This window comes from Rhodococcus sp. T2V (genome assembly GCF_029269925.1).
Lineage (GTDB): Bacteria > Actinomycetota > Actinomycetes > Mycobacteriales > Mycobacteriaceae > Rhodococcus_F > Rhodococcus_F koreensis.
Window position 1 is genome coordinate 1 of record NZ_JARJBD010000115.1, and the last position, 26,928, is coordinate 26,928.

23 protein-coding genes and 1 pseudogene are annotated in these 26,928 nt (G+C 67.8%); 10 read left to right on the top strand and 14 right to left on the bottom strand.

Annotated elements, in window-relative coordinates:
- The 3 genes from P3H15_RS46865 to P3H15_RS46875 form a co-directional block, all read right to left on the bottom strand.
- Window positions 1-472 (bottom strand): aldehyde dehydrogenase family protein (locus P3H15_RS46865; protein ID WP_276143578.1); only part of this gene is annotated, 472 nt, incomplete at its 3' end.
- A 35-nt stretch (window positions 473-507) separates the two neighbouring features.
- The gene (locus P3H15_RS46870) at window positions 508-855 is read right to left on the bottom strand and encodes a cupin domain-containing protein (RefSeq protein WP_276143579.1); all 348 of its coding nucleotides are present in this window, start codon (window positions 853-855) and stop codon (window positions 508-510) included.
- A 32-nt stretch (window positions 856-887) separates the two neighbouring features.
- Window positions 888-2,300, bottom strand: a complete 1,413-nt coding sequence (locus tag P3H15_RS46875) for an FAD-binding oxidoreductase (protein WP_276143580.1) — start codon at window positions 2,298-2,300, stop codon at window positions 888-890.
- Between the two features lie 131 nt (window positions 2,301-2,431).
- Between P3H15_RS46875 and P3H15_RS46880 the strand changes: the two genes are divergently transcribed.
- Entirely contained in the window at window positions 2,432-3,901 is a 1,470-nt protein-coding gene (locus P3H15_RS46880; RefSeq protein WP_276143581.1) for a PucR family transcriptional regulator, read from the top strand.
- A 77-nt stretch (window positions 3,902-3,978) separates the two neighbouring features.
- On the opposite strand, the gene P3H15_RS46885 is transcribed toward P3H15_RS46880, so the two are convergent.
- From P3H15_RS46885 to P3H15_RS46905, 5 genes are all read right to left on the bottom strand, one after another.
- On the bottom strand, window positions 3,979-5,418 hold the full coding sequence (locus tag P3H15_RS46885) for an amino acid permease (RefSeq protein WP_276143582.1): 1,440 nt from the start codon (window positions 5,416-5,418) through the stop codon (window positions 3,979-3,981).
- A gap of 178 nt (window positions 5,419-5,596) precedes the next feature.
- A complete protein-coding gene (locus P3H15_RS46890) occupies window positions 5,597-5,902 on the bottom strand; it encodes a WhiB family transcriptional regulator (RefSeq protein WP_346348865.1) in 306 nt (101 codons plus the stop codon).
- A gap of 201 nt (window positions 5,903-6,103) precedes the next feature.
- Window positions 6,104-7,021, bottom strand: coding sequence for an SGNH/GDSL hydrolase family protein (locus P3H15_RS46895; RefSeq protein WP_276143584.1), 918 nt, complete (start codon window positions 7,019-7,021; stop codon window positions 6,104-6,106).
- A gap of 402 nt (window positions 7,022-7,423) precedes the next feature.
- The gene (locus tag P3H15_RS46900) at window positions 7,424-8,179 is read right to left on the bottom strand and encodes an IclR family transcriptional regulator (RefSeq protein ID WP_276143585.1); all 756 of its coding nucleotides are present in this window, start codon (window positions 8,177-8,179) and stop codon (window positions 7,424-7,426) included.
- Window positions 8,176-9,630, bottom strand: a complete 1,455-nt coding sequence (locus P3H15_RS46905; protein WP_276143586.1) for an APC family permease — start codon at window positions 9,628-9,630, stop codon at window positions 8,176-8,178. Before P3H15_RS46905 ends, P3H15_RS46900 begins: the two co-directional genes overlap by 4 nt.
- A gap of 419 nt (window positions 9,631-10,049) precedes the next feature.
- On the opposite strand from P3H15_RS46905, the gene P3H15_RS46910 reads away from it, so the two are divergent.
- The 4 genes from P3H15_RS46910 (at window position 10,050) to P3H15_RS46925 (ending at window position 15,650) form a co-directional block, all read left to right on the top strand.
- On the top strand, window positions 10,050-11,555 hold the full coding sequence (locus P3H15_RS46910; RefSeq protein ID WP_276143587.1) for an aldehyde dehydrogenase family protein: 1,506 nt from the start codon (window positions 10,050-10,052) through the stop codon (window positions 11,553-11,555).
- Between the two features lie 170 nt (window positions 11,556-11,725).
- A complete protein-coding gene (locus tag P3H15_RS46915; protein WP_276143588.1) occupies window positions 11,726-13,216 on the top strand; it encodes an APC family permease in 1,491 nt (496 codons plus the stop codon).
- Window positions 13,213-15,159 (top strand): primary-amine oxidase, encoded by a 1,947-nt coding sequence (locus tag P3H15_RS46920; RefSeq protein WP_276143589.1) that lies wholly within the window; start codon window positions 13,213-13,215, stop codon window positions 15,157-15,159. Before P3H15_RS46915 ends, P3H15_RS46920 begins: the two co-directional genes overlap by 4 nt.
- Before the next feature lie 5 nt (window positions 15,160-15,164).
- Window positions 15,165-15,650, top strand: a complete 486-nt coding sequence (locus tag P3H15_RS46925) for a hypothetical protein (protein ID WP_276143590.1) — start codon at window positions 15,165-15,167, stop codon at window positions 15,648-15,650.
- Window positions 15,651-15,721: 71 nt separating this feature from the next.
- Here the strand turns inward: P3H15_RS46925 and P3H15_RS46930 are convergent, their stop codons facing one another.
- On the bottom strand, window positions 15,722-16,396 hold the full coding sequence (locus P3H15_RS46930) for a GntR family transcriptional regulator (protein WP_276143597.1): 675 nt from the start codon (window positions 16,394-16,396) through the stop codon (window positions 15,722-15,724).
- A gap of 169 nt (window positions 16,397-16,565) precedes the next feature.
- Between P3H15_RS46930 and P3H15_RS46935 the strand changes: the two genes are divergently transcribed.
- On the top strand, window positions 16,566-18,344 hold the full coding sequence (locus P3H15_RS46935; RefSeq protein ID WP_276143598.1) for a CocE/NonD family hydrolase: 1,779 nt from the start codon (window positions 16,566-16,568) through the stop codon (window positions 18,342-18,344).
- A 118-nt stretch (window positions 18,345-18,462) separates the two neighbouring features.
- Window positions 18,463-19,602, top strand: a complete 1,140-nt coding sequence (locus tag P3H15_RS46940; protein WP_072937286.1) for a serine hydrolase domain-containing protein — start codon at window positions 18,463-18,465, stop codon at window positions 19,600-19,602.
- 12 nt (window positions 19,603-19,614) lie between these two features.
- Here P3H15_RS46940 and P3H15_RS46945 read toward each other — a convergent pair whose 3' ends face one another.
- The 5 genes from P3H15_RS46945 to P3H15_RS46965 form a co-directional block, all read right to left on the bottom strand.
- A complete protein-coding gene (locus P3H15_RS46945; protein ID WP_072937261.1) occupies window positions 19,615-20,523 on the bottom strand; it encodes an ABC transporter substrate-binding protein in 909 nt (302 codons plus the stop codon).
- An 11-nt stretch (window positions 20,524-20,534) separates the two neighbouring features.
- Window positions 20,535-21,284, bottom strand: a complete 750-nt coding sequence (locus P3H15_RS46950; RefSeq protein ID WP_276143591.1) for an ABC transporter permease — start codon at window positions 21,282-21,284, stop codon at window positions 20,535-20,537.
- Window positions 21,281-21,931 (bottom strand): ABC transporter permease, encoded by a 651-nt coding sequence (locus P3H15_RS46955; RefSeq protein WP_276143592.1) that lies wholly within the window; start codon window positions 21,929-21,931, stop codon window positions 21,281-21,283. Before P3H15_RS46955 ends, P3H15_RS46950 begins: the two co-directional genes overlap by 4 nt.
- Complete coding sequence (locus P3H15_RS46960) at window positions 21,928-23,037, bottom strand: ABC transporter ATP-binding protein (protein ID WP_276143593.1); 1,110 nt, start codon at window positions 23,035-23,037, stop codon at window positions 21,928-21,930. Before P3H15_RS46960 ends, P3H15_RS46955 begins: the two co-directional genes overlap by 4 nt.
- 66 nt (window positions 23,038-23,103) lie before the next feature.
- A complete protein-coding gene (locus tag P3H15_RS46965) occupies window positions 23,104-24,600 on the bottom strand; it encodes an aromatic amino acid ammonia-lyase (protein WP_276143594.1) in 1,497 nt (498 codons plus the stop codon).
- A 317-nt stretch (window positions 24,601-24,917) separates the two neighbouring features.
- Between P3H15_RS46965 and P3H15_RS46970 the strand changes: the two genes are divergently transcribed.
- The 3 genes and pseudogenes from P3H15_RS46970 to P3H15_RS46980 all read left to right on the top strand — a co-directional run.
- Window positions 24,918-26,003, top strand: a complete 1,086-nt coding sequence (locus tag P3H15_RS46970) for an S-(hydroxymethyl)mycothiol dehydrogenase (protein ID WP_276143595.1) — start codon at window positions 24,918-24,920, stop codon at window positions 26,001-26,003.
- Window positions 26,000-26,632 (top strand): MBL fold metallo-hydrolase, encoded by a 633-nt coding sequence (locus P3H15_RS46975; protein ID WP_276143596.1) that lies wholly within the window; start codon window positions 26,000-26,002, stop codon window positions 26,630-26,632. The genes P3H15_RS46970 and P3H15_RS46975 overlap by 4 nt, the downstream gene beginning before the upstream one ends.
- Window positions 26,633-26,636: 4 nt before the next feature.
- Window positions 26,637-26,928 (top strand): annotated as a pseudogene (locus P3H15_RS46980) (hypothetical protein); the annotation flags it as partial.

A 26,928-nucleotide genomic window follows, 5' to 3' on the forward strand; every position in this document is an offset into this window, starting at 1 on the left:
TCGGGACCATGGCGGGGAAGTTGAAGGGGGAGATGATGCCGACGGGGCCGACGGGTTGGCGGATGGAGGCGACGTCGACGTTGGTGGAGGCGTTCTCGGTCATGCCGCCCTTGAGCAGGTGGGCGATGCCGCAGGCGAATTCGACGACTTCCTGGCCGCGGCTCACTTCGCCGAGGGCGTCGGAGACGACCTTGCCGTGTTCGGCGGTGATGATCTCGGCGAGTTCGCCCTTGCGTTCGTTGAGCAGTTCGCGGAACGTGAAGATGATCTGGGTGCGCTTGGCGAGGGAGGTGTCACGCCAGGCGGGGAAGGCGGCGGCGGCGGAGTCGATGACGGCGCGGGCGTCCTCCACGCTGGCGAGGGCGACCTGACCGGTGACGGCGCCGGTCGCCGGGTTGGTGACGGGGGCGGTGTTGCCGCTGGTGCCGCTGAACGGCTTGTTGTCGAACCAATGGGGAATCGTGGTGGTCATGGGTGTCCTTTCGAGGAGGTCGGTGGGAGACCGCGTCAGAAGATGGCGTAGGCCTTGCGCAGGGTGTCGGTGACATCCCAGCGTCCCGACCAACCCGGGGGCAGGACGACGAAATCGCCTGCCGAGATGTCGACCTTGGTGCCGGTTTCGTCGTCGGTCAAAGTCGCCCTACCGGAGATGATGTAGCAGGTTTCGGTGTTGGGCCGGTCGACGACGGGCCAGCCACCCGGCCGGCATTCCCAGATCCCGATCTGGGCGTCGGTGCCGCCGTCGAGGGGTAGCGTGCCGAGTTGCGGGTCGCCGCTGTCTGCTCCGGGCCGCTGCCCCGCGGGGGTCAGCTCGCCCTGAACTGTGATGGCGGGCAGGTGGATCAGTGATGCCATGGTGTTTCTCCCGAACGGTGTGTGGTGGACGGTCAGTGGGCGCCGGTCAGCTTTTCGAGCAACGCGGAGACTGTCGACGGTTTTCCGGTCACGCGTTCTTCGAGGTCGGCGGTCGCGGCGGCGCGGAGGCCCGCGTTCACTCCGAACCACCGGAACGGCTCGACTTCCCATTTCGGTGAGCGGTGGTTGACCACCGGGAGCGAATTCAGGTCGTCGCGCTTGTCGAGGATGAGGTTGCGCAGGATGCGGCCGGCGAGGTTGCTGGTGGCGACGCCGTCACCGACGTACGGTCCGGCCCAGGCCGTCTTGTTGTGCTGGTCGTAGCCGACCGAGGGGAACCAGTCGCGGGGAACACCGAGGGGGCCGCCCCATCGGTGCGTGACCGGTACGTCCCGCAGGGCCGGGAAGAATTCGTGCATCGTGTCGATGATCTTGTCGTGAATCTTTTCGTCGACGTCGAAGGACGAGTCGACCTTGGACCCGAAGTGGTACGGGGCGCCGCGGCCGCCGAACAGCAGGCGGCCGTCGCTGGTCGGGTGCGCATAGATCCGGAGGTTGCGCATGTCGTTGAACGCGGTACGTCCGTCCAGGCCGAGGTCCTCGCGAAGCCCCTGGGGCAGGGGCGCGGTGGCGACGACGAGTGAGTACAGCGGTGCCACGTTGCGCCGGTACGCCGGAAATTCGGGGGTGAACGCCTCGGTGGCCCGGATGACGACGGAGGCGGTGACCGAGCCGTGCTCGGTCCAGACGATGCCCTTGCCGATCTCGTCGACCGCGGTGTCCTCGTAGATTACTGCGCCGTGTTCCTCGACCCAGCCGGCGAGCCCACGCACGAGTTTGTCCGGGTGCAGCAGTGCGCAGTGCTCGGTGTAGATGCCGCCGAGGACGTCGGTGGCGTTGATTTTCTCCTGCGCCGCAGCGGAATCGAGCAGTTGCCACTGTCCGCGGGTGCCGAACTTCTCGGCACCGGCCACGGTCGCCTTCGCCCGCGCCCACTGCGCCTCGCTCCGCGCGAGGGAGACGAAACCGTCGCGGGAGTATTCGCAGTCGATGCCCTCGTTGCCGACGACCCGGCCGATCTCGGAGACCGTGTCGTTCATCGCGGCCTGCAGATCCAGGGCGGCGCGGTGCGAATACAGCTGTTCGACGCGGGCGAGGGAGACCGGGAAGATCGACGACGCCCACCCGCCGTTGCGCCCGGAGGCACCGAACCCGGCGAATTCGCGTTCGAGAAGAACGACTTTCAGCGACGGATCCGCCTGCAGCAGGTAGTAGGCCGCCCACAGTCCGGTGAACCCGGCACCGACGATGGCGACATCGGCGGTGACGTTCCCGGGCAACGCGGGCCGCCGGGGAGCGAACTCTCGATCCTCGCGCCACAGGGGTGTGCCGTGTGCGGCACCTGACACGTCGCGCCCACCAGCGCGGGCATTGCTGACTACCATCTAGAGCCTCCAGCCGTCATTCGTTTCGTGCGTCGGTGTCCAGTGTCGTGTCGGCATGTGAGCCGCGACATACTCCCGATTCACAGACATCCGACCGCCGGCTGTACGTTTGTATGAGGAGGTGAGGACCGGTGATCTCCGTCGATCAACTGACCGCGATCCCGTCGCTCGGATTGCGGTATCTCGCCGGCGAGAGCGGTGGCGCGAGACTGGTGACCTGGGCGCACGCGTGCGACCTTCCCGATCCGTGGCTGTGGTTCGAAAGCGGTGACCTGGTCATGACGACCGGCGGCGGGCTTCCCGACGGCCCCGCGGAGCAGTCCGAGTGGATGGCGCACCTGATCGACAGCCAGGTCAGCGCCCTGGTGATCGCGCGCGGCCCCGGCACCCCGGATGTGACCGCCGAACTGCTCACGGTGGCCGACCGACGCGGCTTTCCCGTGCTGTCGGCGAGCTTCGACTTGCAGTTCGTCACGTTGGCACGGACCGTCATCGAAAGTGCCGTCGAATCCGAACGCCAACGCTTGACGACGATCACACGCCTCTACGACGTGTACTGGCAGGCGCTGCACGCCAGGGGCACGTTCGCCGACCGGATCTCCGCGCTCGAGGGCACCACCGGGTGGGCGCTCGAGGTCCGCGACCACGACGCCGGCGAACTCGTGGTCAGCGGCCGACTCGCGCTGCACCAGCGTGACAACAGGCCGGACGAACCGGCCGGCCGCGTGGAAATTCCTATCCCGGGCGCAGGGGCGGTGGTGCTGTCGGCCGGCGCCGGCCGGCTGCCCGTCAATGACCGGCCGTTGCTCCAACACCTCGGTGGGCTGATCGCCCTGGAACTCGAACACGATGCCGCGCAACGTGACCGGCTCCGCGCCTCCGGACAGGACCTGCTGCTGGGCCTGCTGGACGACACCATCACCGCCGCCGCAGTCTGGCCGGAACTACGGCACCGTGGAATGACGAATGCCGTCGTCGTCGCATGCTGGAGTACCCCCGACGGAGATGCCCTGCACCACGAAACGATTCATCGGCAGGTGTGCCTTCGCGAGTACGCGCCGTTGCTGCTGCCCCGCACGGCGATGCTGATCGGGCTGGTACCACGAGACCTGGATCTGCTGTCGACGATCGGTTCGAAGCTGGCCCGCGGATGTGCCGTCGGGGTCAGCACCACCCTCACCGCCAACTCCGACGTCGCCGAAGCCGCCCGGCAAGCCCAACTCGCCGTGGCCCGCGCTCACGAGCAGGGGCTGACTGTCAACGTCTACGGCGAAGACGACGACGAGATCGGTTTCTTGCCACGCAGTGTGGAAGACACTCGCCGGCTGGTGCGCGACATCCTCGGCCCGCTGATCCTCCACGACAGAACCAACGAGGGCGACCTCGTCAGCTCGGTCCGGGTGTTCCTCCGCAACGACGGCGCTTGGCAGAAGAGTGCCGACGAACTGAAGATCCACAGGCAGACCCTCGTCTACCGGCTGCGCCGCGTCGAACAGCTCACCGGCCTGAAACCTACCTCCACGGAAGGGTCGGCGATGTTCTGGCTCGCGCTGTCCGGTGCCGACCGAACCAAACTGACACTGGACGAACTGATCGAGTGAGCCGGCAGGCCTTCCCGAACGCGAAGTGCTGCCACCACCCTGGGGTGGCAGCAGCACTGTGACGGGTATTCCCGCGCTTACGAGGTCGGTTGGGGAGTCGCGGGTCGCTCGTTGTCGGCGCCCGGGGAGTCCACCGAAGAAGACCCTCCGGAACCGCGCCCACCCAGTCGCTTCCTCAGGACGTAGACGATTGTCAGCACCACCCAGACGGCGACTCCCTGCATCAGCTCGATCCGGTTGGCTTCCCGGAATCCCATGCTGACCAGCACCGCGACGATCGCTGTCGTGACCAGGATCGGCAGGCCCGGGTACAGCCACATCCGGAACTGGAGCAGGCTCGGGTCTTCCTTCTCCCACCGCCTGCGCAACCGCAATTCGGAGATGCAGATCATGAAGTACACGAACAGGAACACCGCACCGGAGGCGTTGATCAGGAACAGGAACACCGTGTCCGGGAACAGGGCCGCGAGCACCACACATCCGTAGCCGACCACCGTGCACGAGAGGATTCCCTTCACCGGGACGCCTCGCTTGTTGGTCGAGGTCATCCACGCCGGAGCGTCGCCGCGTCCGCCCATGACGAACAGCAGTCGCGAGGACGTGTAGAGACCGGAGTTCAGGACGGAGAGCACCGCAACCAGGATGACGAGGTTGAGCAGGTCCGCAGTACCCGGAATGCCGATCCGGTCCAGGGCGGCGACGAACGGCGATTCCCCCGGAACGACCGAGTCCCACGGCACGATCACGGCGATCAGGAATGTCGAGATGACGAAGAAGGCGAGGATGCGGAACACCACCGAATTGACGGCCTTGCGGATCGACTTCGCAGGCTCCGCCGATTCGGCTGCCGCGATCGTGACGACCTCGACGCCGGTCATGGAGAAGATGACCACCACGACGCCGACGAACAGGGTGGCGAGGCCGTTCGGCAGCAATCCACCGTGGTCGGTGAGGTTGCCGAAGTCGATGCTTGCGCCGGGCCAGAGTCCGAAAACGAAGAGGGCGGCGACGGTGATGAAGGCGACGATGGCGACGACTTTGATGCTGGCGAACCAGTATTCTGCCTCACCGAAAGCGCCGACCGACAGGAGATTGACGGCAGTCATGACCATCATCAGTACGAGCGCAATCACCCATACCGGTATCGACGGGATCCATTTGTTGATCATCTGACCGCCGACGACGGCCTCGAATCCGACGACGATGACCCAGAAATACCAATAGAGCCACCCCGTCGAGAATCCTGCCCACTCACCCCACGCCATCCGCGCATAATCGGTGAACGATCCGGAACAGGGTTTGGCAGAAGCCATTTCCCCGAGCATGCGCATGACCAGCAACACGATCAGTCCCGTGATGCCATACGTGATGAACGCAAGCGGACCGGCCTGGTTGATGATCGCACTCGAGCCGACGAACAACCCCGCACCGATGACGCCGCCGAGCGACAGCATCGTGAGGTGCCGCTGCTTGAGGCCGGGTTTGAGCTGATGCGCTCCGTCCGGAACCGTACCCATGGCATTCCCTTCATCAGGTGTCCGCATCCGTCGACGATCGCGGGGGCGGGACCACGCTTGTGATGGGAGTCACCCTGCTCGTGTGGTTGCGCGCCCACCATGCGCCATCACGACAACGATGGGGGTGCCGGTTCATACAATGTGATGAAGAGCCGTGCCTGAAACGCGGCTGACCAGGTCAGCGGCGCTCGCCGGTCCGGGTTCGCCGGGCGTGGCGTCGGCGGTCGGCCTCGGTCATGCCTCCCCAGATTCCGTACGGTTCGTCCGCTGTGAGGGCGTGGTCGCGGCACTGGGCGAGGACCGGGCAGTCTTCGCAGATCTGCCTGGCGTTCGCCTCGCGGCGGGCCCGGGCACGACCGCGTTCGCCATCGGGGGAGAAGAACACCGATGATGCGACTCCGCGACATGCGGCTACCTCTCGCCACTCCCCGTGGTGGGGTGCGGCCGCGGGGGCCCGTATTTCTGACGTTTCTGCCAACAGCACTGCGGTCCTTCCGTTCCCGGCCCGTGGGCGATCCACGTGTCGGGAAACAGATGTCGTTTTTCTTTATGTGAGTGTCGGTATCGGTTACGGCCGTTGCCGGATAACAAACCGTACGACCCGTTTGAAGGGTATACCGGATGGCGCCCGGGTGTGCCACTAGGTCGGGCGTCCAGCCGTGCCTGCGCGCCGAACGTCCGCTGGTCAGGGAAGGGTCGCGACGACGAGCGAGGCCATCGCTCTGTGCCCTTCATGGGTGGGGTGCAGGGGCATTGTGAACGACCGGGGGACGAGGCCCTCGAACCAGCGTCGATCGGGTCCGGCGCACGCGTCGTGCCCCACCGCGGCGGCGGACACGTCGACGAACCGGGCGCCGTTCGCGCGTGCCGCGTCGGCGAGAACGGCGTTCATTCGCACGAAGAACTGCACGACGAAGGCAGCGTCGGCGTCGCTCGTGGGGACGTAGGGCCAGCAGCCGCGGTCGCCGAAGATGCCGCCGTGCCCCACCAGGAGCACAGTTGCTGCGGGGGACTTCGCGGCGATGGCAGCCAGGGTCGCGGACACCTTCGGGCCGAGCACGGTGAGGGCGTCGGTCATGCGCCGGGCCGTGGTGGCGTCGGAGCGACATTTCGCGTCGAATCCCGGGGCGGGCGTGTAACAGGGCTCGACCAGCGACGACCACGCGATGTCGTTTCCGCCGATGCTGACGGTGACGAGCGTCGTGTCCGGCTGGAGCGCCCCGATCTGCGGTGGCTGCGGTCCGGTCACTGTGAATTGCGGTGTTGTCGTGATGTTCTCGGTCTTCGCGCCTGCGCACGCTCGGCTGACATAGGATTCCGCGCTCAGGGCGTCGGCGACGATCTGCGGGTACGCGTCGGACGTGCGGAAGCACCCGTCCCGAATCGACAGCAGATCCTGAGGCGACCCGGTGGCTCGCGAATCCCCCAACGCGACGTATCGGACGGCGGGGTCCGGCGCGGCGTCGGCCACGGCCGGATGCGACCACGGGAGCGCGAGCGCCACCGCGCACGCGGCGACGGCGGAGGGCAGGCCCGGCTTCACGGGACCGCTTCGAGGGCGACCGGATCGTGCGGGCCCGGCGGGTTTTTCGTCATCACTCATCTTATTTCCGCCCGCCGGATATCGCCTGACTTCGACGGACTCGGAGAAATTCGGGCTACCGACGTAACTCAGATACTGATGGTCTCCTAACTATGGGAATCTTCAGCGTGAACTCGATCGTGCGGTCGCCGACGATACGTCGCATCGATGGCCGGCAAACTGCCCGTGCCCGGGATGGCCGTCTACAGCGCCGGCAAGCACGATTCTTCCCAGCGCAGTCCGCACCGGGCTGTCGTAGGGGGTGCCGCTGGGCGGTGGGATGCCGACCGTCGACCCCGCCGGACGGGCCGACTACGACCGTCGCTTCGCCCGGCAGTCGCGGTCGACGTGAGTGGTAAAGAGTGCCCCGGCACTCTTTGCCACTCACCTGCGGCGTGACCGAAGCGCCAGTACCACGTGACGTCAGGCCATCAGCGGGGCGAGCCGTTCCGCGTGCTCCCGCAGTGACGGGACGTGCCGCAGCATGAGGTGTTCGTGATCGACGTGCCCCGACAGTGCCAGACTGCCGACGAGCGCCCCCGTTCCGGACCGGACGGGGACGGCGACGCACGCCGACGCGTCCCGCAGCTCCGCGAGTTGGGTGGCGAACCCCTGGCCTCGGATCAGGTCCAGATTCGCGAGCAGTTCACTTCGCACGACGATCGTGCGGGCCGTCAGCGCCCGCGGCTCCCAGCGGGGAATCACGGATTCGAGTTCCGCCTTCTCCGCGAGGAGAAGCTTGCCGACCGCACACGCGTAGAGGTGCTGGTTGAGGAACGACTCGTCCTCCGGCGGCGGGTATTCGGGGTCGGCGTCGGCGGTGCGGACGGCGACGTTGGTGTAGTAGAAGAGGTGGACCCCGAAGCGCACCGACAGTCGAAGCTCGGCGAGGACCTCCCGCGCCGCCGCACACACGGTGGGCACCACGGCGGCGTCGACGAGGATCCCGATCTTCTGGCCCAGGGCGAACCCCGACAGGTCGGGGAGCCGCACGACATAGCCTTCGCCGACGAGGATGTTGAGCAGCCGGTAGGTGGTCGCCGACGGCATCGACAGGCGGGCCGCGATGTCCTTCGCCGTGACACCGGAACCGGCGCGGGCCACTTCCTCGAGCACCCGCAGCGCGCTGGTGACGGCCTTCGGCTGCCGCCCCGACAGGGCCCTGTCGTCGGCGTTCACCGGCGGACCTCCCACGGGCGGTAGCGGCCCAGCAGGTCGTCGGCCACGGCCTCGTCGTACACACCCATGCGTTCTCCGATTCCGGGGGATCGCCTGGCGCGGATCGCGAACACCGCGGCGCCGAGGAGCATCAGAAGCACGTAGACCGCGGTCGCCGCGCCCGCGACATACGTCCGCGAGAACGCCGCCCACCCGACCAGTGCCACCATCGCCGTCGCCGCCAGCGCGCCGACGGCCAGAGGGAGCCGGGTCAGTTCGCCGATCCGCCGGAGGAACGCCGGCGTCGCGACGCACAGCAGGACGTACGCGAGGACGTAGCCGTGGGCGGACACGGCGAGCAGCCCGATCAGGACGTCGCGGCTCGAACCGCTGACGAACAGGTAGAGGACGGGGACGGCGACGATCACCGGCATCGCGACCGTCAGCGCCACGTGCGGGGTGTGGAACCGGTGGTGCGTCCGGCCGAACACGGTCGGGACCACCCCTTCGCGGCCCATCGCGAACAGCGTTCGCGACAGTGCTGTCGTCGAACCGAGGACGCAGGCGAACCAGGAGGCGGTGATGCCGAGTTCCATGACGATCGACAGCGCCGACGAACCGGCGCCGGACGGGTCGGGCAACGTGAGGACGATCGGCAGCGAGTCGACTCCCTGCCGCACCGGCTCCGGCAATTGCAGGGCGGCCGCGAACACGTACAGGACGCCCAGGGCGACCGGGGTCCACCGGATGGCGCGCGGAACGGTGACGAATGGGTTGCGGGCTTCGCGCGCTACCGTGCCCGCGCTCTCGAATCCGACGAACGACGTGATCGCGAGCAGTACGGCGAACCCGACCGCGGACCCCGATTTCGCGCCGCCCGCGGACGAGGTCGCGCCCTCGCGGACCGATTGGACGAACGCGACCACGAGCGCGGCCGAGGCGGCGACGATGGCGAAGACCTCGATGGCGAGCATGATCCGCGCCGACAACCTCACGCCCCGGATCATGAGCATCAGGGCGAGCAGTCCGACGATCGCCGCGAGGACCGCGATGAGCGTCGACCCCGTCGGAAGCCCGACTCGGCCGAGCAGCGCCGCGAGGTAACTCGCGGCGCCGAGCGTGCTCGCCATGGCGGCGGCCGCGTAGCCGACGAGCAGCGACCAGCCGCCGGCGAAACCCGGCACCGCCCCGAGTCCCTTCACGATGTAGCTGTAGAGGCCGCTGACGGCCACCATCCGAGTCGCGAACTGGCCGACGCAGTAGCCGACCGCCGTCATCAGAATCGCCGCGGCGACGAACACCGCGATGGTCGCCCGGCCGGCGTCGGGGATGACGAGAGCGGGCAGCGTGACCATCACGGCCGACGGTGCGACCGCGGAAACGGACTGCCCGAGCACCTGGACGAAACTCAGGCGCGCGCGCTCGAGACCGGCGACCGGTGATCTACTTCTGATTCTGGGTGTACCGGACACCACGCACCTGCTCTCCACACTTTCTCGCCTGCCCGCGCGTGATCGACCCCGGGCTGCATGAGTTGCACGCTAGCGCAGGAGTCGAGCGTGATGCGCCGATCGGAATTAATTTTCGGTCACCTCGAATGAGAATGGCCGGGGAATTCCTTCCCGATTCCGGAGCCGCCGCCTGCGGGCAGGCCGGATCAGCTGCGCCGACCCGGAAAGCCGGAATGAGAATCGCCGCCGCCGTGGCCGGAAAAGTCGAATGAGAATGCCGCAGGACCGGATTCCCATCCGGATTTAGTAGTGACCGGCGACACATCCGGGGTTTATCGTGGATTCGGGCCACAGCACGACGAGGCGAAACTTCCCGCCAAAAGTGTTCTGCCGAAGCCGGATTCATTCACAGTTCCGCTCACTCCATCGAAGAGGACATGATGACTGCAGTCGTTCACACCACCGCCGCCCTCGACCCCCGGGTCGTCGACTTCGTTTCGTCCCCGAAGCGCATGTTCGTCGACGGCCGCTGGGTGGACTCGGCGTCGGGCCGGACGTTCGAGACGGTCGATCCCGGCACCGGACAGGTGATCACGACAGTCCCGCACGCCGGCATCGAAGACGTGGACCGGGCGGTGGCGGCGGCCCGGCGGGCGTTCGAGTCGGGGCCGTGGCGCGCCCTCACCCCGGCCGAACGCCAGCGGATCCTCTGGAAGATCGGCGAGGGAATCCTCGCCCGCGCGGATCAGTTCGCGCAGCTCGAGTCGATCGACAACGGCAAGTCCGTGGCGGTGGCCAAGGCCGTCGACGTGACGTGGGCGGCGGAGATCTTCTTCTACTACGCCGGCTGGGCCACCAAGATCGAGGGCCGCACCATCCCGGTGTCGGTGCCGTGGGCGCCCGGCGCCCGCTTCCATGCCTTCACCACCCGCGAACCGGTCGGCGTGTGCGCACAGATCATCCCCTGGAACTTCCCGCTGGTGATGGCCGCGTTCAAGGTTGCACCCGCGCTGACCTGCGCGAACACCATGATCCTCAAGCCCGCGGAGCAGACCCCGCTCACCGCGCTGCTCCTCGCCGAGGTGATCGCCGAGGCCGGCGTCCCCGACGGCGTGTTCAACGTGCTCACCGGGTTCGGCGACATCGGCGCGGCGCTGTCGAGCCACGACGACGTCGACAAGGTCGCGTTCACCGGCTCCACCGAGGTCGGAAAGAAGATCGTGAACGCCGCGTCGGGGAACCTCAAGAAGGTATCCCTCGAACTCGGTGGCAAGAGCCCGCAGGTCGTGTTCTCCGATGCGGACCTCGAGGCCGCGATCCCGGGCGTGGCGAGCGGATTCCTGTTCAACCACGGCCAGGCCTGCACGGCCGGAACGCGGCTGCTCGTCGAGGATCGGATCTTCGACGAATTCACATCCGGGGTAGCCGATTTCGCGAAGTCGCAGAAGATCGGCCCCGGGCTCGACCCCACCAACGACATCGGCCCGCTGATCTCGGGGGAGCAACTGGGCAAGGTCACCGGCTACATCGACGCCGGACTCGCCGACGGCGCCCGCGCCCTCTCCGGCGGGCGGCGGCACGGCGACACCGGTTTCTACGTCGAGCCCACCCTGCTGGTCGACGTGAACCGCGACTTCAGCGTGTACCAGGAGGAGATCTTCGGCCCCGTCGCCGTCGCGGTGCCGTTCAACCGGGAGGAAGGCGTCCGCGCCGCCGCCAACGACACCCCCTACGGCCTCGCCGCCAGCGTGTGGACCCGGGACGTGTCCCGCGCCCACGAGGTGGCCGCCGAGATCAAGGCGGGCACCGTGTGGGTGAACTGCCACAATGCGTTCGACACGGCGCTTCCGTTCGGCGGCTACAAGCAGTCCGGGTGGGGACGCGAACTCGGTGAGGGCGCCATCGCCGAATACACCCAGAGCAAGTCCGTCAACATCGCGCTCTAGAGACCGTGACCGGAGCCGAATGAGAACAGCTTTGCACGCGTTCTCATTTGCCGTCGATGAACCGTGACGCTTCGGCAACCGCGCCGACAACCCGCAGCCGCATGCTCGTTCGAAGAGCTCACCGCGGAGCATCCACGCAGACCCTCTTCTCGTGAAAGTCGAAGGAAGTCATGACAACCAACGCCTCACCGCACCCGAGTGCAGTCAGCGACGGCGTGTCTCGCAGACTGGCAGGCACTCTCGGTCCCGGTGCCATCGTGTTCATGGTCGTCGCAGCGGCGGCCCCGTTGACCGTGATCGCCGGCACCGTCCCGCTGGGGATCTCGGCGGGCAACGGCGCCGCCTATCCGGCGTCGTACCTCGTCTGCACGGTGGTGTTGCTGTTCTTCGCCGTCGGATTCACCGCGATGGCCAAGCACCTCCCCGGCGCCGGCGCGTTCTACACCTACATCACGCAGGGCCTGGGCCGGCATGCCGGCCTCGGATCCGCGTTCCTCGCGCTGCTGTCGTACACCGCCGTCCAGGGCGCGGTCTACGGATACATCGGAGCCGCCGTCAACGATTTCGTCACCGCCCACGGCGGTCCCGAACTTCCCTGGTACGTGTGGGCCCTGGCCGTGACCGCCGTCGTCGCGATCCTCGGATACCGGCACATCGACCTGTCCGGCAAGGTGCTCGGCGTGCTGCTCGTCTGCGAGGTCGGGATCGTCCTCGTCATCGACGCCTCCGTCATCCTCCGCGGCGGCGGTGACGAGGGATTCTCCACGGCGGCATTCCACCCCGGCGAGTTCTTCTCCGGGGCGCCCGGCATCGCCCTGATCTTCGCCATCGCCGGATACATCGGATTCGAGGCCACCGCCGTCTTCCGTGACGAGGCCCGCGATCCGGGCCGCACCATTCCCCGGGCCACGTACCTCGCGTTGCTGGTCATCGGCGGCTTCTACGCACTGTCGAGCTGGGCGATGGTCAGCGCGTGGGGCGACGAGGGCGCGGTGGCCGTCGCCACCGCGAACCCCGAGGGCATGATCACCGAGACCGCCACCCGCTACGTCGGCGCGATCGCAGGCGACCTCGTCCAGATCTTCCTGATCACGAGCCTGTTCGCCGCGCTGCTGTCCTTCCACAACGTGCTCTCCCGGTACATTTTCTCGCTCGGGAACAGTGCGGCCCTGCCCGCCGGTTGCGGCCGCTCGCACGACAAGCACGCGTCGCCGTACGTCGCGTCGGTCGTGCAGACCGTGTCCGCTCTCGTGCTGATCCTCGCGTCCGCCGTCGCCGGACTCGACCCGGTGACCGAGGTGTTCGCCTGGTTCGCCGGTGTGTCCTCGGTCGGCATCGTCGCCCTGATGACCCTGACATCCGTGGCCGTCCTCGTCTACTTCGGCCGGACCCGGGTGGACCGGCGGCTGTGGAACACGGTGATCGCACCTCTGCTCGGACTCGTCGGTCTGGCCGGGCTCCTGATCATGACCGTCGCCAACCTCCCGCTCCTCGTCGGCGGGTCCAGCACACTCGCCGCCGTCATCGGGGTCCTGCTCGTCGGAACCTTCGCCGGCGGAGCAGCCGTCGCAGTACTCCGGCCCCATGCCGCACGACACGACACCGCACTACCGCAGCACCACACGAACGACACCATCATCGACAAGGAGATCGCACGATGAGTACCGCCACCACCGAGACCCGCGCCACCGTGGGGTCCGCCGCCCCGGATCACCCGCTCACTCCGCTGTCCGCGGACGAGATCCGCTCGGCGAAAGCACTGCTCACGGACGAGGGGCTGATCGGCGAGAACGTGCGCTTCGTGTTCGTCGCGCTCGCCGAGCCGCACAAGTCCACGGTCCTCGCGTTCACCCCCGGCGACCCGATCGAGCGGCGCGCCCGGATTCTGCTGCTCGACCGGTCCACCGGCATCGGCACCGACCTCGTCGTGTCGGTGACGGAGAACCGCGTGATCAGCTCGACCACCGTCGATTCCGCCACCGACGGTCACGTCCCGATCCTCGACGAGGAGTTCGAGGACATCGAAGCCTTCCTGCTCGGCAGCTCCGACTGGCTCGCGGCGATGGCGAAGCGCGACATCGAACCGTCGAAGGTCCGGGCGGTTCCCCTGTCGGCCGGTGTGTTCGGCCACGAGGACGAGGTCGGGCACCGCATCGTTCGCGTCCTCGCCTTCCACCAGGAGGACAAGGCGGACCTGCCGTGGGCGCACCCCATCGACGGGGTGGTGGCCTACGTCGACCTCACCGAGCGTCGCGTCGTGAAGGTGGTCGACGAGATCGAGCTGCCGGTGCCGGCCGAGCGCGGCGAATGGGATGCCGAGCCGCACGCCACACCCACCCGCACCGATCTCAAGCCGATCGAGATCACCCAGCCCGAGGGTGCCAGCTTCTCCGTTGACGGCAACGAGATCACCTGGGCCGACTGGAAATTCCGCTTCGGTTTCGATGTGCGCGAAGGACTGACGCTGCACCAGCTCTCGTTCGACGACGGGGGAGTCGAACGGCCCGTGATCTACCGCGCGTCGATCGCCGAGATGGTGGTTCCGTACGCCGATCCCTCCCCGGTTCGATACTGGCAGAACTACTTCGACCAGGGTGAGTACCTGTTCGGCCGGTACACCAACTCGCTCGAACTCGGCTGCGACTGCCTCGGCGAGATCCAGTACTTCGACGTCACCATCGCCGACGAGGCCGGCGACCCGCGGGTGATGAAGAACGCGATCTGCCTCCACGAGGAGGACTACGGCGTCCTGTGGAAGCACACCGACATGTTCAACGGCATGGCCGAGACCCGCCGCTCGCGCCGCCTCGTCATCTCGTTCTTCCTCACCATCGGCAACTACGACTACGGGTTCTACTGGTACCTCTACCTGGACGGCACCATCGAACTCGAGGCGAAGGCCACCGGAATCGTCTTCACGTCCGCGTACCGCGGCGCGGAGGGATTCTCCACCCAGATGGCACCCGGGCTCGGCGCCCCGTTCCACCAGCACCTCTTCTCCGCTCGACTCGACATGGCCGTCGACGGTAACGTGAACACGGTCGAGGAGGTGGATGCCGTGCCCGTCCCGATGGGACCGGAGAACCCGTGGGGCAATGCCTTCCGCTGCCAGAAGACCAAGCTGACCACCGAATCCGAGGGGCAGCGCACCGCCGACAACCTCAAGGCCAGGGTCTGGCACATCACCAATCCCACCAAGCAGAACCGCCTGGGTCAGGACGTCGGGTATGCGCTGCACCCCGAGGGACAGCCGGTGCTCCTGGCCGACCCGTCGAGTTCGATCGCCGCCCGCGCCGCGTTCGCGACCAAACACCTGTGGGTGACGCAGTACGACGAGTCCGAGCGCTATCCCGCGGGCGACTTCGTCAACCAGCACCCGGGCCAGGCCGGTCTGCCCTCGTTCGTGGCGGGCAACCGGGACATCGACGGCGAAGACCTGGTGCTGTGGCACACGTTCGGGCTGACGCACTTCCCCCGACCCGAGGACTGGCCGGTCATGCCCGTCGACTACGCCGGGTTCAAGCTCAAGCCCGTCGGATTCTTCGACCGCAATCCCGCGCTCGACCTGCCGGCGAGCACCGCGAAGCACTGCTGCGAAGGCTAGACGTCGTGACCACCGTCTTCTCGACGGCCTTCTCCACGGCCTTCTCCACGGCCTTCTCTACGGCCGCCCGCCGCACCAGCCACTGGTGGCGGCGGGCGGCCGCGGCCCTCGCGGTCGCCACAGCAGGGCTCCACGCCGCGACGCTCGGTGAGCATGCGGCGGCGTCGCCGATGGTCGGGGTGGTGACCGTCGCGATGATCCTCGGATGTCTGTACTGCGCGGGGCACCTGTGGATGCGGGGTTCGCAGCGGGACTGGGGGCTGGTCGCGCTGATGAACGTCGGGATGATTGCACTGCACCTCACCGTGATGAGTCCCGGTTCGGGTGGCGGCGGCCATCACGGGCACGCGATGCATGCGGCGGCCTCGGCGCCGATGGCGCATGCGATGTCGACTCCGATGGCGGCGGCCCTCGCGACGGCCGCGCTCGAAGCGGTGGTCGCCGTGACGGTGCTCTTCTACCGCAGCCGGCTCGACCAACCCCCCACGTGAGCGGCAAAGCGTGCCCGGGGACGCTTTGCCACTCACGTGGGGGTGGTCGCGTCAGGCCGGGCGGTGAGCGTCTAGCTCGCGTCCTGCTGCGCGAGTTGCGCCTTGATCCGCGCCGTGGCGTCCAGGAGCGAATCGTTGTTGACCGCGGCGGCCGCGGCATCGTCGTGCTCCCGGGCGGACTCGACGAGACGCTGCTGGTACCTCCACAGCGAGTCGTCCTCGGTCGTGTCGACGGTGCCCTCGGCGCCGACGATCTTGTAGGCCCGGCAACGCTGCCACAGCGTGCGGATCGTGTCGACCAGCACGGGATTCTCGGCGGCCTCGTACAGGATCGTCAGCAGCGCCTCGTCGTGGTCGAGATAGGCCACCACACGCCGCTCGTCGAGGGCGGTGCGCATGAGAGCGAACTCGTCCTGCATCCGGGTACTGTCCGCAGCGCTGATTCGCTGGGCGCCGAGCCGGGCGGCCTCCACCTCGAGCAACCGGCGCACGTCGTAGACGTGCACCAACTCGGCGAGGGTGAGGCCCTTGACCACTGCCCCCTTGTGCGGTGATCGCTCGGCCAACCCGGCTTCCTCGAGCCGGCGGATCGCCTCGCGCACCGGCATCACGCTGGTTCCCACCTGTTCGGCGAGATCGCGCACCCGCAGGCGGGCACCGGCGGGCAGATCACCGTTCATGATCGACTCGTGGATCATGTCGTAGACCTGGTCGGTCAACAGTGACGTTTCGGCGCGCTTGGACATTGCCACGACTCAAATATAAACGGCACGGTCGCTCGGGACTGCCGTCTGGAAAGCGGCAATCCGAGTTGGTCACAGTTCCAGAGCGTTTACGCTCTTCGGAGGTTCTCCGGACGGCGTGACGGATGGCGGGTGGGCTGTGAATCGCAGGGTGGGCAGATCGACGCTGACGATGGCGGTGGCCGCGGCCGCTGTCCTGACACCGATCGCGGCGGCCGCTCCGGCGACCGCCGATGCGGGCGGGTTCACGAAGACGACGCTCCATTTCCAGGTCTTCGTCGGACCGAACCGCGACGTGCCGTGCGACGTGATCGGCGACGTGTACAAACCGGATGCGGCGTCGGCGTCGAATCGCGTCCCCGCCGTCCTCACCACCAACGGCTTCGGTGGTTCCAAGAATGATCAGGCCGGTATCGCCTCGTTCCTCGCCTCCCGGGGCTACGCGGTGCTCGCCTATTCGGGGCTGGGGTTCGGCGGCTCGGGCTGCAAGATCCACATGGACAACCCCGAGTACGACGGAGTTGCGGCGAGTGAACTGGTGAGCTTCCTCGGCGGACGCGACGGGACTGCGTTCGTCGATCCCGCGCACACCGTTCCCGTTGCGGGTCTCGACTACGTGGTGCAGGACGCAACGGCCCACCACGGCACGGCCGAGGCGAACGATCCGCGGGTGGGGATGATCGGTGGGTCGTATGGCGGGGCGGTGCAGTTCGCCGCGGCGTCGGTGGACCCACGGATCGACACGATCATCCCGATGATCACCTGGAACGACCTCAGCTACTCGCTCGCGCCCAACAGCATCGACCAGACGTCCGGGGTCAGCACGTCGGTTCCCGGTGCGTCGAAGGTGGTGTGGTCGCTCACGTTCGGGGCCGTCGGTGTCACCAACCCCCGCGCGGAGGGCTACGCGCAGGACCCGGTGCGGGCCCTGGGGTGCCCCAACTTCGCCGACCCCGCCTGCCCGGCACTGGCACAGTCCGCGGTGCAGGGTTTCCCGGACCCGGCGTCCGTCGAGTTCCTGCGGCAGTCCTCCGTGGTGTCGTACGCCGATCGCGTGAAGATCCCGGTGCTGCTGCTGCAGGGGCAGCAGGACACGCTGTTCGACCTCAACGAGTCGAAGGCCACCTTCGAGACGCTGCGGGCGCAGGGCAACGACGTGAAGATGATCTGGCACAGCTGGGGGCATTCCAACCTCACCCCCGCCGAGGGCGAGATCAACATGAAGGACCCCAACCCCGGCACCCAGTACGAGACGGGCCGGATCATCGACTGGTTCGACCACTACCTGCGGGACAGCGGGGCCGACACCGGGCCGGTATTCAGCTACTTCCGCGACTGGGTCGACTACACCGGCAACGCCGCACCCGCGTACGCCGAATCCTCGGACGTCTCGGTGGGTCAGGACTATTCGCTCTACCTCTCCGGTGACGGCGCACTGACCGACCGCCGCGACCGCATCGTGGCCGGCGCTCAGACGCTGAACACGCTGCCCGGCGGACTTCCCACCGACCGCGAGGCGCCGGACACGAGGCCGAACGGCCCGGTTCCGCAGAGTGTCGAGCCCGGAACCGAGGCCGAGTGGTCGTCGGGGATCCTCGAAGCCCCGCTGGACGTGGTCGGAGCGCCCCTGCTCGACGTCCGCGTCACCGCCGCGCCCGCGGTCACCGGTGTCGAAGACGCGGTGGTGGTCTTCGCCAAGCTGTACGACGTGGCTCCCGACGGCACCGAGACGCTGATCAACGGGCAGGTCGCGCCGGTGCGGATGGTGGCACCCGGCCAGCCCGTGCAGGTCGTGATGCCGGCGATCGTCCATCGCTTCGGTGAGGGGCACCGTGTACGCCTCGTGGTGGCCGGCGGCGATCAGAGCTTCCGCGGCGGGCTGGTGCCGCATCAGGTCACCATCGCCGCGGGCGACCCGGGGCAGGCGCTGGTGCTGCCGGTGACGGGCTGAAAACGAGCCCCGAGCAGCGCGTGATTGACATCACACCGCGTCGGGATCACACTGGGAACCCTCAATTGAATCCGATGTCAATATCAAGATGATGTCGGCCGGTGGAGAGGAACCGCAGGTGACCGAGCTCGGAGGAGTGTGCGACCAGCGCTTCGCGGCGTTGCAGGACGCACTGAAGGACAATCTCGACTCCGGTGAGGAGCTCGGCGCGTCGATCGTCGTGACCCTCGACGGACACCCGGTGGTCGACATGTGGGGCGGATGGTCCGATCCCGATCACACCGCCGAATGGGGGCGCGACACCCTCACCAACGTGTGGTCGTGCACCAAGACGGTGACCGCTCTCGCCGCGCTGATGCTCGTCGACCGCGGTCTGCTGGACGTGTACGCGCCCGTCGCGAAGTACTGGCCCGAGTTCGCGGCCGCCGGTAAGGAGCGCGTCGAGGTCCGCCATCTCCTCTCGCACACCTCGGGGGTGTCGGGGTGGGATCAGCCGATCACGGTCGAGGACACATTCGACCTCGCCGAGTCGACGAAACGACTTGCCGCCCAGGCTCCGTGGTGGGAGCCGGGCACGGCGTCCGGATATCACGCACTGAACTACGGCCACCTGATCGGCGAGGTGGTCCGACGGGTCGACGGACGCACCCTGGGCCGTTTCGTGGCCGAGGAGATCGCCGGACCGCTGGCGGCCGACTTCCACATCGGATTGGACCCGTCGGAGTTCGGCCGGGTGTCGAACGTGGTCCCGCCGCCGCCGCTGCCGATCGACCTGGCGTCCCTCGACCCCGCCAGCGTCATCGTCAGGACGTTCACCGGGCCCGGGCCGGACGCCTCCGCGTCCTGGTCCGACGCGTGGCGCAGGGCCGAGAACGGCGCGGCCGGCGGTCAGGGCAACGCCCGGTCACTCGCCCGGATCCAGTCCGTGGTGGCCTGCGGAGGTGAACTCGACGGCGTCCGCCTGCTGTCGCCGGACACCATCTCCCTCATCTTCGAGGAGCAGTCGAACGGCGTGGATCTGGCGCTGGGGCAGCCGATCCGGTTCGGCGTCGGCTACGGATTGCCGACACCCGTCTCGGTGCCGTTCGTCCCCGAAGGGCGGATCTGCTTCTGGGGTGGCTGGGGCGGTTCGCAGGTCGTCGTCGACACCGAACGCCGGATGACCATGACGTACGTGATGAACAAGATGGGTCCTGGACTGCTCGGGTCCGACCGCACCGCCCAGTACGCGACGGCGACGTTCGACGCACTGGGCTGACGCGGGGGAGGATCAGGACGCCAGACCCTTGTCCTGCAACCACTCCCGGGCGATGTCGCCCATGTCCTCGAGGTCGGCCACCCGCTCGTTCATCGCGATGAGATCCTCGGTCGTCAACGCCGCCGACACGTCCGCCAGCACGGCGCGGACGTCGTCGCCGGCCTTGTTCTCGTTGATGATCGGGGTGATGTTCTCCGCCAGGAACAGGTGCTTGGTGTCCTCGAGGGCCACGAGGTTCTCCGAACGCATCGCCGGGTCGGTGCTGAACACGTCCGCGACCTCGATCTGACCGCTGAGCAGGGCGTTGAGCGTGAGGGGTCCGCCGGCGTCCAGCGCCAGGAATTCCTTGAACGTCAACCCGTATCTGTCCTTCAGGCCGGCGACGCCGTTCTCGCGGGTCTTCCACTCGGGCGGGCCGCCGAGGGTCAGTTCGCCGGCGTGGGGCACGAGGTCCTCGATCGTCTCGAGCGAGTACTCGTCCGCGGTCTCCTGCCGTACCGCGAGAACGTCCTTGTCCTCGGCGGGCGACGGTTCCAGCGCAATGAGCCCGGCGGGGAGTTTCGCCTTGATCTCCTCGGTCACCTCGTCCGACGCCGTCGCGGTGGTGGCGCTGTCCAGATACTGGAGCAGCGCGCCCGAGTATTCGGGCAGCAGGTCGATGGAACCGTCCCGGATGGCCGGGACGTACACTTCCCGGCTCCCGATGTTCAGCTTCTCCGTCACGTCGATGCCGTTCGCACGCAACGCTTCTGCGTAGATGGTGGCGATCAGCTGGCTTTCGGGGAAGTCCGCGGAACCGACGACGATGGCGCCCTCGCTGCTTCCGCCGCCGTCGGCCGCGAGGGGATCCTTGCCGATCCCGCAGGCCGTCAACGACATCAGGGTGGCGCCTGCCAGCGCGACGATCAATGCCTTCTTCATGGTGATGTCCTTCAGATCAGCGAGGGCTCGGGTACGGACGTGGGACGGGCCGCGACCGCGGTGTCTTCGGCGGCGGAGCGCTTGCCGCTGCGCACCCGCCGGGTGAGTCCGGGCGAGACGACCCGCACCGTGAGGAACCCGATCGCGAGATCGAAGGCCAGCGCGAGGAGCGACACGAGGACCGCTCCCGCCGCCATCTGCGCGTAGTCGCTCTGCGCCTTGCCGTCGATGAGGAGTCGGCCCAGGCCGCCGAGCGAGATGTACGCGGCGACGGTCGCCGTCGAGACGATCTGCAGCACCGCGCTCCGGACACCCGACAGCATCAACGGCAGCGCGCAGGGCAACTCCACCTCGGTGAGGATGCGCATCGACCGGAACCCCATTCCCCGTGCCGCGTCCACGGCGGCCGGGTCGACGGAGCGGATGCCCGCGTACGTGTTGGTGAGGATCGGCGGAATGGCCAGCAGCACCAGCACGATCAGGCTCGGAATCAGGTAGGCCAGCTTGCTCGAGAACGACGGTGCGATGACGAGCACCAGCAGGATCAGCAAACCGATGGTCGGGAGGGCGCGCAGCGAGTTGGCCAGGCCGGCGACGACGACGGACCCGCGCCCGGTGTGCCCGATGTACAGGCCGAGAGGCACGGCGATCAGCGCGGCGGCGAACAGGGCGAGGAACGTGTACATCAGGTGCTGGAGGAGCAGGGCCGGAATGCCTTCGGGCCCTGTCCAATGAGCACCGTCCAGCAGGAAGTCGATCATGAGGTGACCACCTTCGGGGTCCACGGGGTGAGTAACCGGTTCGCGAGCACGATGAGGAGGTCGAGAACCAGCGCCAGCAGCAGGCTGAGCGCGATGCCGGCGATGATGGGTGTGTAGAAACGCAACTGGAAGCCCTGGGTGAACAGGGAACCGATCTGCGGGATCCCGAGCAGAGCGGCGAGCGAGACGAGGCTGACGTTCGACACCACGGCCACCCGCAGTCCCGCGCAGATGACGGGAACACCTACCGGGAGCTGAACTTTGAGCAGGGTCTGATACGGCCGGTAGCCCATCGCCGTCGCGGCGAGCACGGTTTCCTGGGGCACCGAGTCGAGGGCGTCGGCGACGACGCGAACCAGCATGGCGACGGTGTAGATCGTCAGCGCGACGATGATGTTCATCGGATCGAGGATCTTCGTCCCGAGGATCGGTGGCAGCAGGACGAACAGGGCGAGCGACGGGATCGTGTAGAGCAGGCCGGCGGTCCCCACCACGTACGGGTTGATCCGGCGATTGCGGTGCGCGAGCCAGCCGATGGGCAACGCGACGATCACGCCGACGACGATCGGCACGAGGGAGAGCAGGATGTGCCAGCCGACGAGTTCGACGATGCGGTCGGACTGGCGGCCGAGCCACTCGACGTTCATCGGGCCACCGCCCCCGCGAGATCCGCCGACTCGATCGCCGCCACGGCCGCGTGTGCCGTCACGGTGCCCACGAGCACCCCGTCGCCGTCGACGACCACACCCCGCTTGCTGGGCGCGGACAGGGCGGCGTCGAGCAGCGCCCGCATCGTCCCGTGCGCATCGGCGACCGTGCCGCTGAGATTCACGTCGTCTGGGCGAATGCTGCCGACGACCTTCGACGGCTGAACCCACCCGATCGGCTTGTTCGCCGGGTCGACGACGAGAAGCCAGTCGTCGGATGTCCGCGCGAGGGCCTCGTCCGCCGAATCGCCCAAACGAGCAACGGGTTCGGCGACCGTCTCCACGCGTCCGTCGAGATTCGCGAAACCCAGCGACCGGTAGCCGCGGTCGCGTCCGACGAAATCCGCGACGAACTCGTCGGCGGGCTCGGTCAGCAACTCCAGCGGAGTGGCCGCCTGCGCCAGGACTCCGCCGGTCCGCAACACGACCACCTGGTCGCCGAGTTTGAGCGCTTCGTCGATGTCGTGGGTGACGATGATGATCGTCTTGCCGATCTCCTTCTGCAGTCGGAGGAATTCGTCCTGCAGCTGGCTCCGGACCACCGGGTCGACGGCACTGAACGGCTCGTCCATCAGCATGAACGCCGGATCCGCCGCCAGTGCGCGCGCGACCCCGACGCGCTGCTGCTGCCCGCCCGAGAGCTGCCACGGATACCGGTCCGCGAAATGCGCGGCCAGACCGACCGTCTCGAGCAGTTCCATGGCCCGGGTCCGGGCCTCCTTCTTCGTCTTCCCCAGCAGCTTCGGCATCGTCGCGACGTTGTCCACGATGGTGCGATGCGGGAACAGTCCGGCGTGCTGGATGACGTACCCGATCCGCCGGCGCAGCAACGCCGGGTCCATGTCCGCGGTGGACTCGCCGTCGAGGGAGATGGTTCCGGACGTCGGTTCGATCAGCCTGTTGATCATGCGCAGCGATGTCGTCTTGCCGCAGCCCGACGGACCGACGAGGGCCGTGATCTTGCCGCTGGGGCACTCGAGGTCCAGTTCGTTCACCGCTGTCGTGCCGTCCGGGTACGCCTTGGTGACTTTGTCGAATGTGATCATCCGCGTGCTACTTTCGTGTAGTCCGGGAGGTGAGGCGCCCGGAAGTTCGGTGTCGGTGGGACTGCTCTACCGAGCTGTGTCTTTCTCGGGATTCGGCAACTGTTCCAGGAACTTCACCGCAGCTTTCAGGTCGTCGCTCAGGGGGCGGTCGGTGGTCCGGGGGTCCAGGCACGTGCGCGCACGGTGCAGGTAGGCGCCGAGTTCGGTGTCCGTGTCGAGATCGCGGTGCTGCTGGCCGAGCGCCCGCACCGCCGAGATCAGTTCGCACGCAAGGACGATGCGGGACTGCGCGAGGATGTCGGTGAGCTGGGTGGCGGCCTGCGACGCGAAACTCGCGTGGTCCTCGGTGCCGCGGGAGATGACCGTGTGCCCGAGGGAACCCGGCGCGGCGGCCATCCGGATCTCCGCGATGGCCGCGGACGTCGTGTACTCCAGCAGCATGGTGCCGCTGCTGCCTGCCGGACCGTCGGCCAGGAACGGCCGCAGCCCGGTGACCGCCGGATCAGACAGGTTGGCCAACCTGCATTGCGACAGCAACGCCGCGCTCGACAGCGCGAGTTTCGCCTCGTCCACGGCGAGGGCGATCGGCATCCCGTGGAAGTTGCCGTTGTGGAACACGGCGTCGTCCTCGACCGAGATGAGGGGGTTCTCGGAGGACGAGTTCATCTCGATCGCGAGGGTTCCCCGCAGTCGTTGCAGCGCCTGCCAGGTGGCACCGAGGATCTGGGGGAGGGCGCGGAACCCGTAGGAGTCCTGCACCCGGGCGGCCCGGACGTCGTGATCGGCGAGGAGGTCCCGGACCCGGCCCGCCACCTCCTCCTGACCGAGGTGCCTGCGGGCCGCCTGCACCCGCGCGGCGAACGGCTCGACGGAACTGCGCGTCGCCAGCAGCGACAGCACGCCGACGATCAGCGAATGCTCCAGCCAGTTCGCCACGCTGTCGGTGGCCGTGGCGGCGAGCGCGACGGTCATCGCGTTCGTCGAGATCAGGGGGAGCGCATCACCCTGGTGCGCCGTCCACCGGGGCACGACCCGGCCGTCCCGCAGCGGTGTCTCGCCCATCAGCCCGAGCGCGATCTCGGAGAACGCGCTGAGGTCGCCGGTACCGATGGCCCCGCGAGCGTGCACGGCGGGCAGTTCGTCCGCGGCGACGGCTTCGATCAGCGCCGTCACGATGTCGGGGTGCAGACCGGATCCGCCGTTGAGGATCTGGTTGACCCGAATGATCATCGCAGCGCGGACGACGTGGTCCGGCAGCGACGGGCCCGACCCGGTGGCGTGGCTGCGGAGCAGGCGGAGGTCCTGTTCGACACCGTCCGAGACGGAGGTGTCCCGGTTTCCGCCGACCCCCGTGGTGCGTCCGTAGATCGGCTGGCGCGCGGCGATGCGCACCGCGGTCTCCCAGGAACGGCGTGCGTGGTCGAGTGCTGCGGGGTCGGGCGCGACGACGACCGGCTCCCGGGCCAGGGTCATCAGCTGATCGACGGTGAGCTGGGAGCCGTCGAGCAGCACCGGGACGGGCGGGTGCGGTTCCTCCGTCGGGCGGGGATCTTTCCGGGTCATCGGAACTCCGTGATCGATGCGGTGTGCGGGTACTCACGAGGCGGGTGCGGACGACGTCGTCCGGCGTCTGCGTTCAGTGTGGTCTGCCTCACTCGTTCGAGATGTATAGTCCTGTATATACCGCACCCTGTCAACCGTCGGTTTCCGGCGATCGACAGGTTCGCAACCCCTTCCCGAGGGGCTGGCATTCCGGCTAGGTCGACCTCTCACTTCGATCAGTCCCTCTGTGATCGTCCGGAACGTAGGGTCTCGGGAGAGGTGCATATATGGCCATGCATCGATCCCGCTCTGACTGATCGACCGAAGGAATGAGTCCAATGCCGCAGCAGGTACGAGGCGTCATCGCCCGATCCAAGGGTGCCCCCGTCGAGATCGCGACCGTGAATATTCCGGATCCGGGTCCGGGTGAGGTGGTGGTCGACATCGCGGCGTGCGGTGTGTGCCACACGGACCTGACCTACCGCGACGGTGGGATCAACGACGAGTTCCCGTTCCTGCTCGGACACGAGGCGTCCGGGATCGTGGAGAGTGTCGGCGAGGGCGTGACGTCGGTGGCGGTCGGCGACTTCGTGGTGCTGAACTGGCGGGCCGTCTGTGGGCAGTGCCGGGCGTGTAAGCGCGGTCGCCCGCAGTACTGTTTCGACACTCACAACGCGGCACAGAAGATGACCCTCGAGGACGGCACCGAACTGACCCCGGCGCTGGGGATCGGCGCGTTCGCCGACAAGACCCTGGTTCATGCGGGGCAGTGCACGAAGGTGGACCCGTCCGCGGACCCTGCGGTCGTCGGGTTGCTGGGGTGCGGTGTGATGGCCGGCCTCGGTGCCGCCGTCAACACCGGCAACGTGGGCCGCGGCGACTCGGTGGCCGTCATCGGCTGCGGCGGGGTCGGTGACGCCGCGATCATGGGTGCCCGCCTGGCCGGGGCGAACAAGATCATCGCGATCGACCGGGACGAGAAGAAGCTCGAATGGGCGAAGGACCTGGGTGCGACGCACACGATCAACGGCGGCAACGTCGACGCGATCGAGGCCGTGCAGGAGCTGACCGGCGGTTTCGGTGCGGACGTGGTGATCGACGCCGTCGGCCGCCCGGAAACGTGGAAGCAGGCGTTCTACGCCCGCGACCTGGCCGGCACCGTGGTGCTGGTCGGGGTCCCGACCCCCGACATGACGTTGGAGATGCCGTTGATCGACTTCTTCTCCCGCGGCGGGTCGCTGAAGTCGTCGTGGTACGGCGACTGCCTGCCCGAGCGCGACTTCCCGATGCTGGTGGACCTGTACCAGCAGGGCCGGTTGCCGCTGGAGAAGTTCGTGACCGAGCGCATCAAGATCGACGAGGTCGAGGAGGCGTTCCACCGGATGCATGCCGGTGAGGTGCTGCGTTCGGTGGTCGTGCTGTGAGCGGGCAGTTGCGGATCGAGCGGGTCGTCACCGAGGGCACCTTCGCCCTCGACGGCGGTGAGTGGAACGTCGACAACAACATCTGGCTGGTCGGGGACGACACCGACGTGGTGATCGTGGACGCCGCCCACAGTGCGCAGCCGATCGTCGACGCCGTCGGGGGCCGGCACGTGAACGCGGTGATCTGCACGCACGGGCACAACGATCACGTCACCGTCGCCCCGGAACTCGCCGAGCGGTTGCACGCCCCGGTGCTGCTGCATCCGGGTGATGACGTGTTGTGGAAGATGAGCCACCCGGACGACAAGTACTGGAACCTCGAGGACGGGCAGCGGATCGCGATCGCGGGCACCGAGATCCAGGTGATCCACGCACCCGGGCATTCGCCGGGGTCGGTGTGCCTGTATCTGCCGGAGGTGGGGGCGTTGTTCTCCGGGGACACCCTGTTCTCCGGCGGCCCGGGTGCGACGGGTCGGTCGTTCTCGGATTTCCCGACGATCATCGGGTCGATCCGGGACCGGTTGTTCGCGCTACCCGAGGAGACCGTGGTCCATACCGGGCACGGGGACGGGACCACGATCGGTACCGAGGCCCCGCATCTCGCCGAGTGGATTGCCCGAGGACACTGATTCCATGACCGACATCACCGACAGGTACACCTTCGACGAGGAAGACGTCGTCGTCACGCACGAGAAGTCCTATGCGGCAGGTGTTCCTGCGGTGTTGGTCTCGCTGGGGCGTGGACTCGAGCAGATGGGTCCGGTGCGCACGGCCCGGACCCTGATGAAGCTGAATCAGCGGCACGGATTCGACTGCCCGGGCTGTGCGTGGCCGGAAACTCCGGGGCACCGCAAGCATGCGGAGTTCTGCGAGAACGGGGCGAAGGCGGTCGCCGAGGAGGCGACCACCCGCACCGTGACCCCGG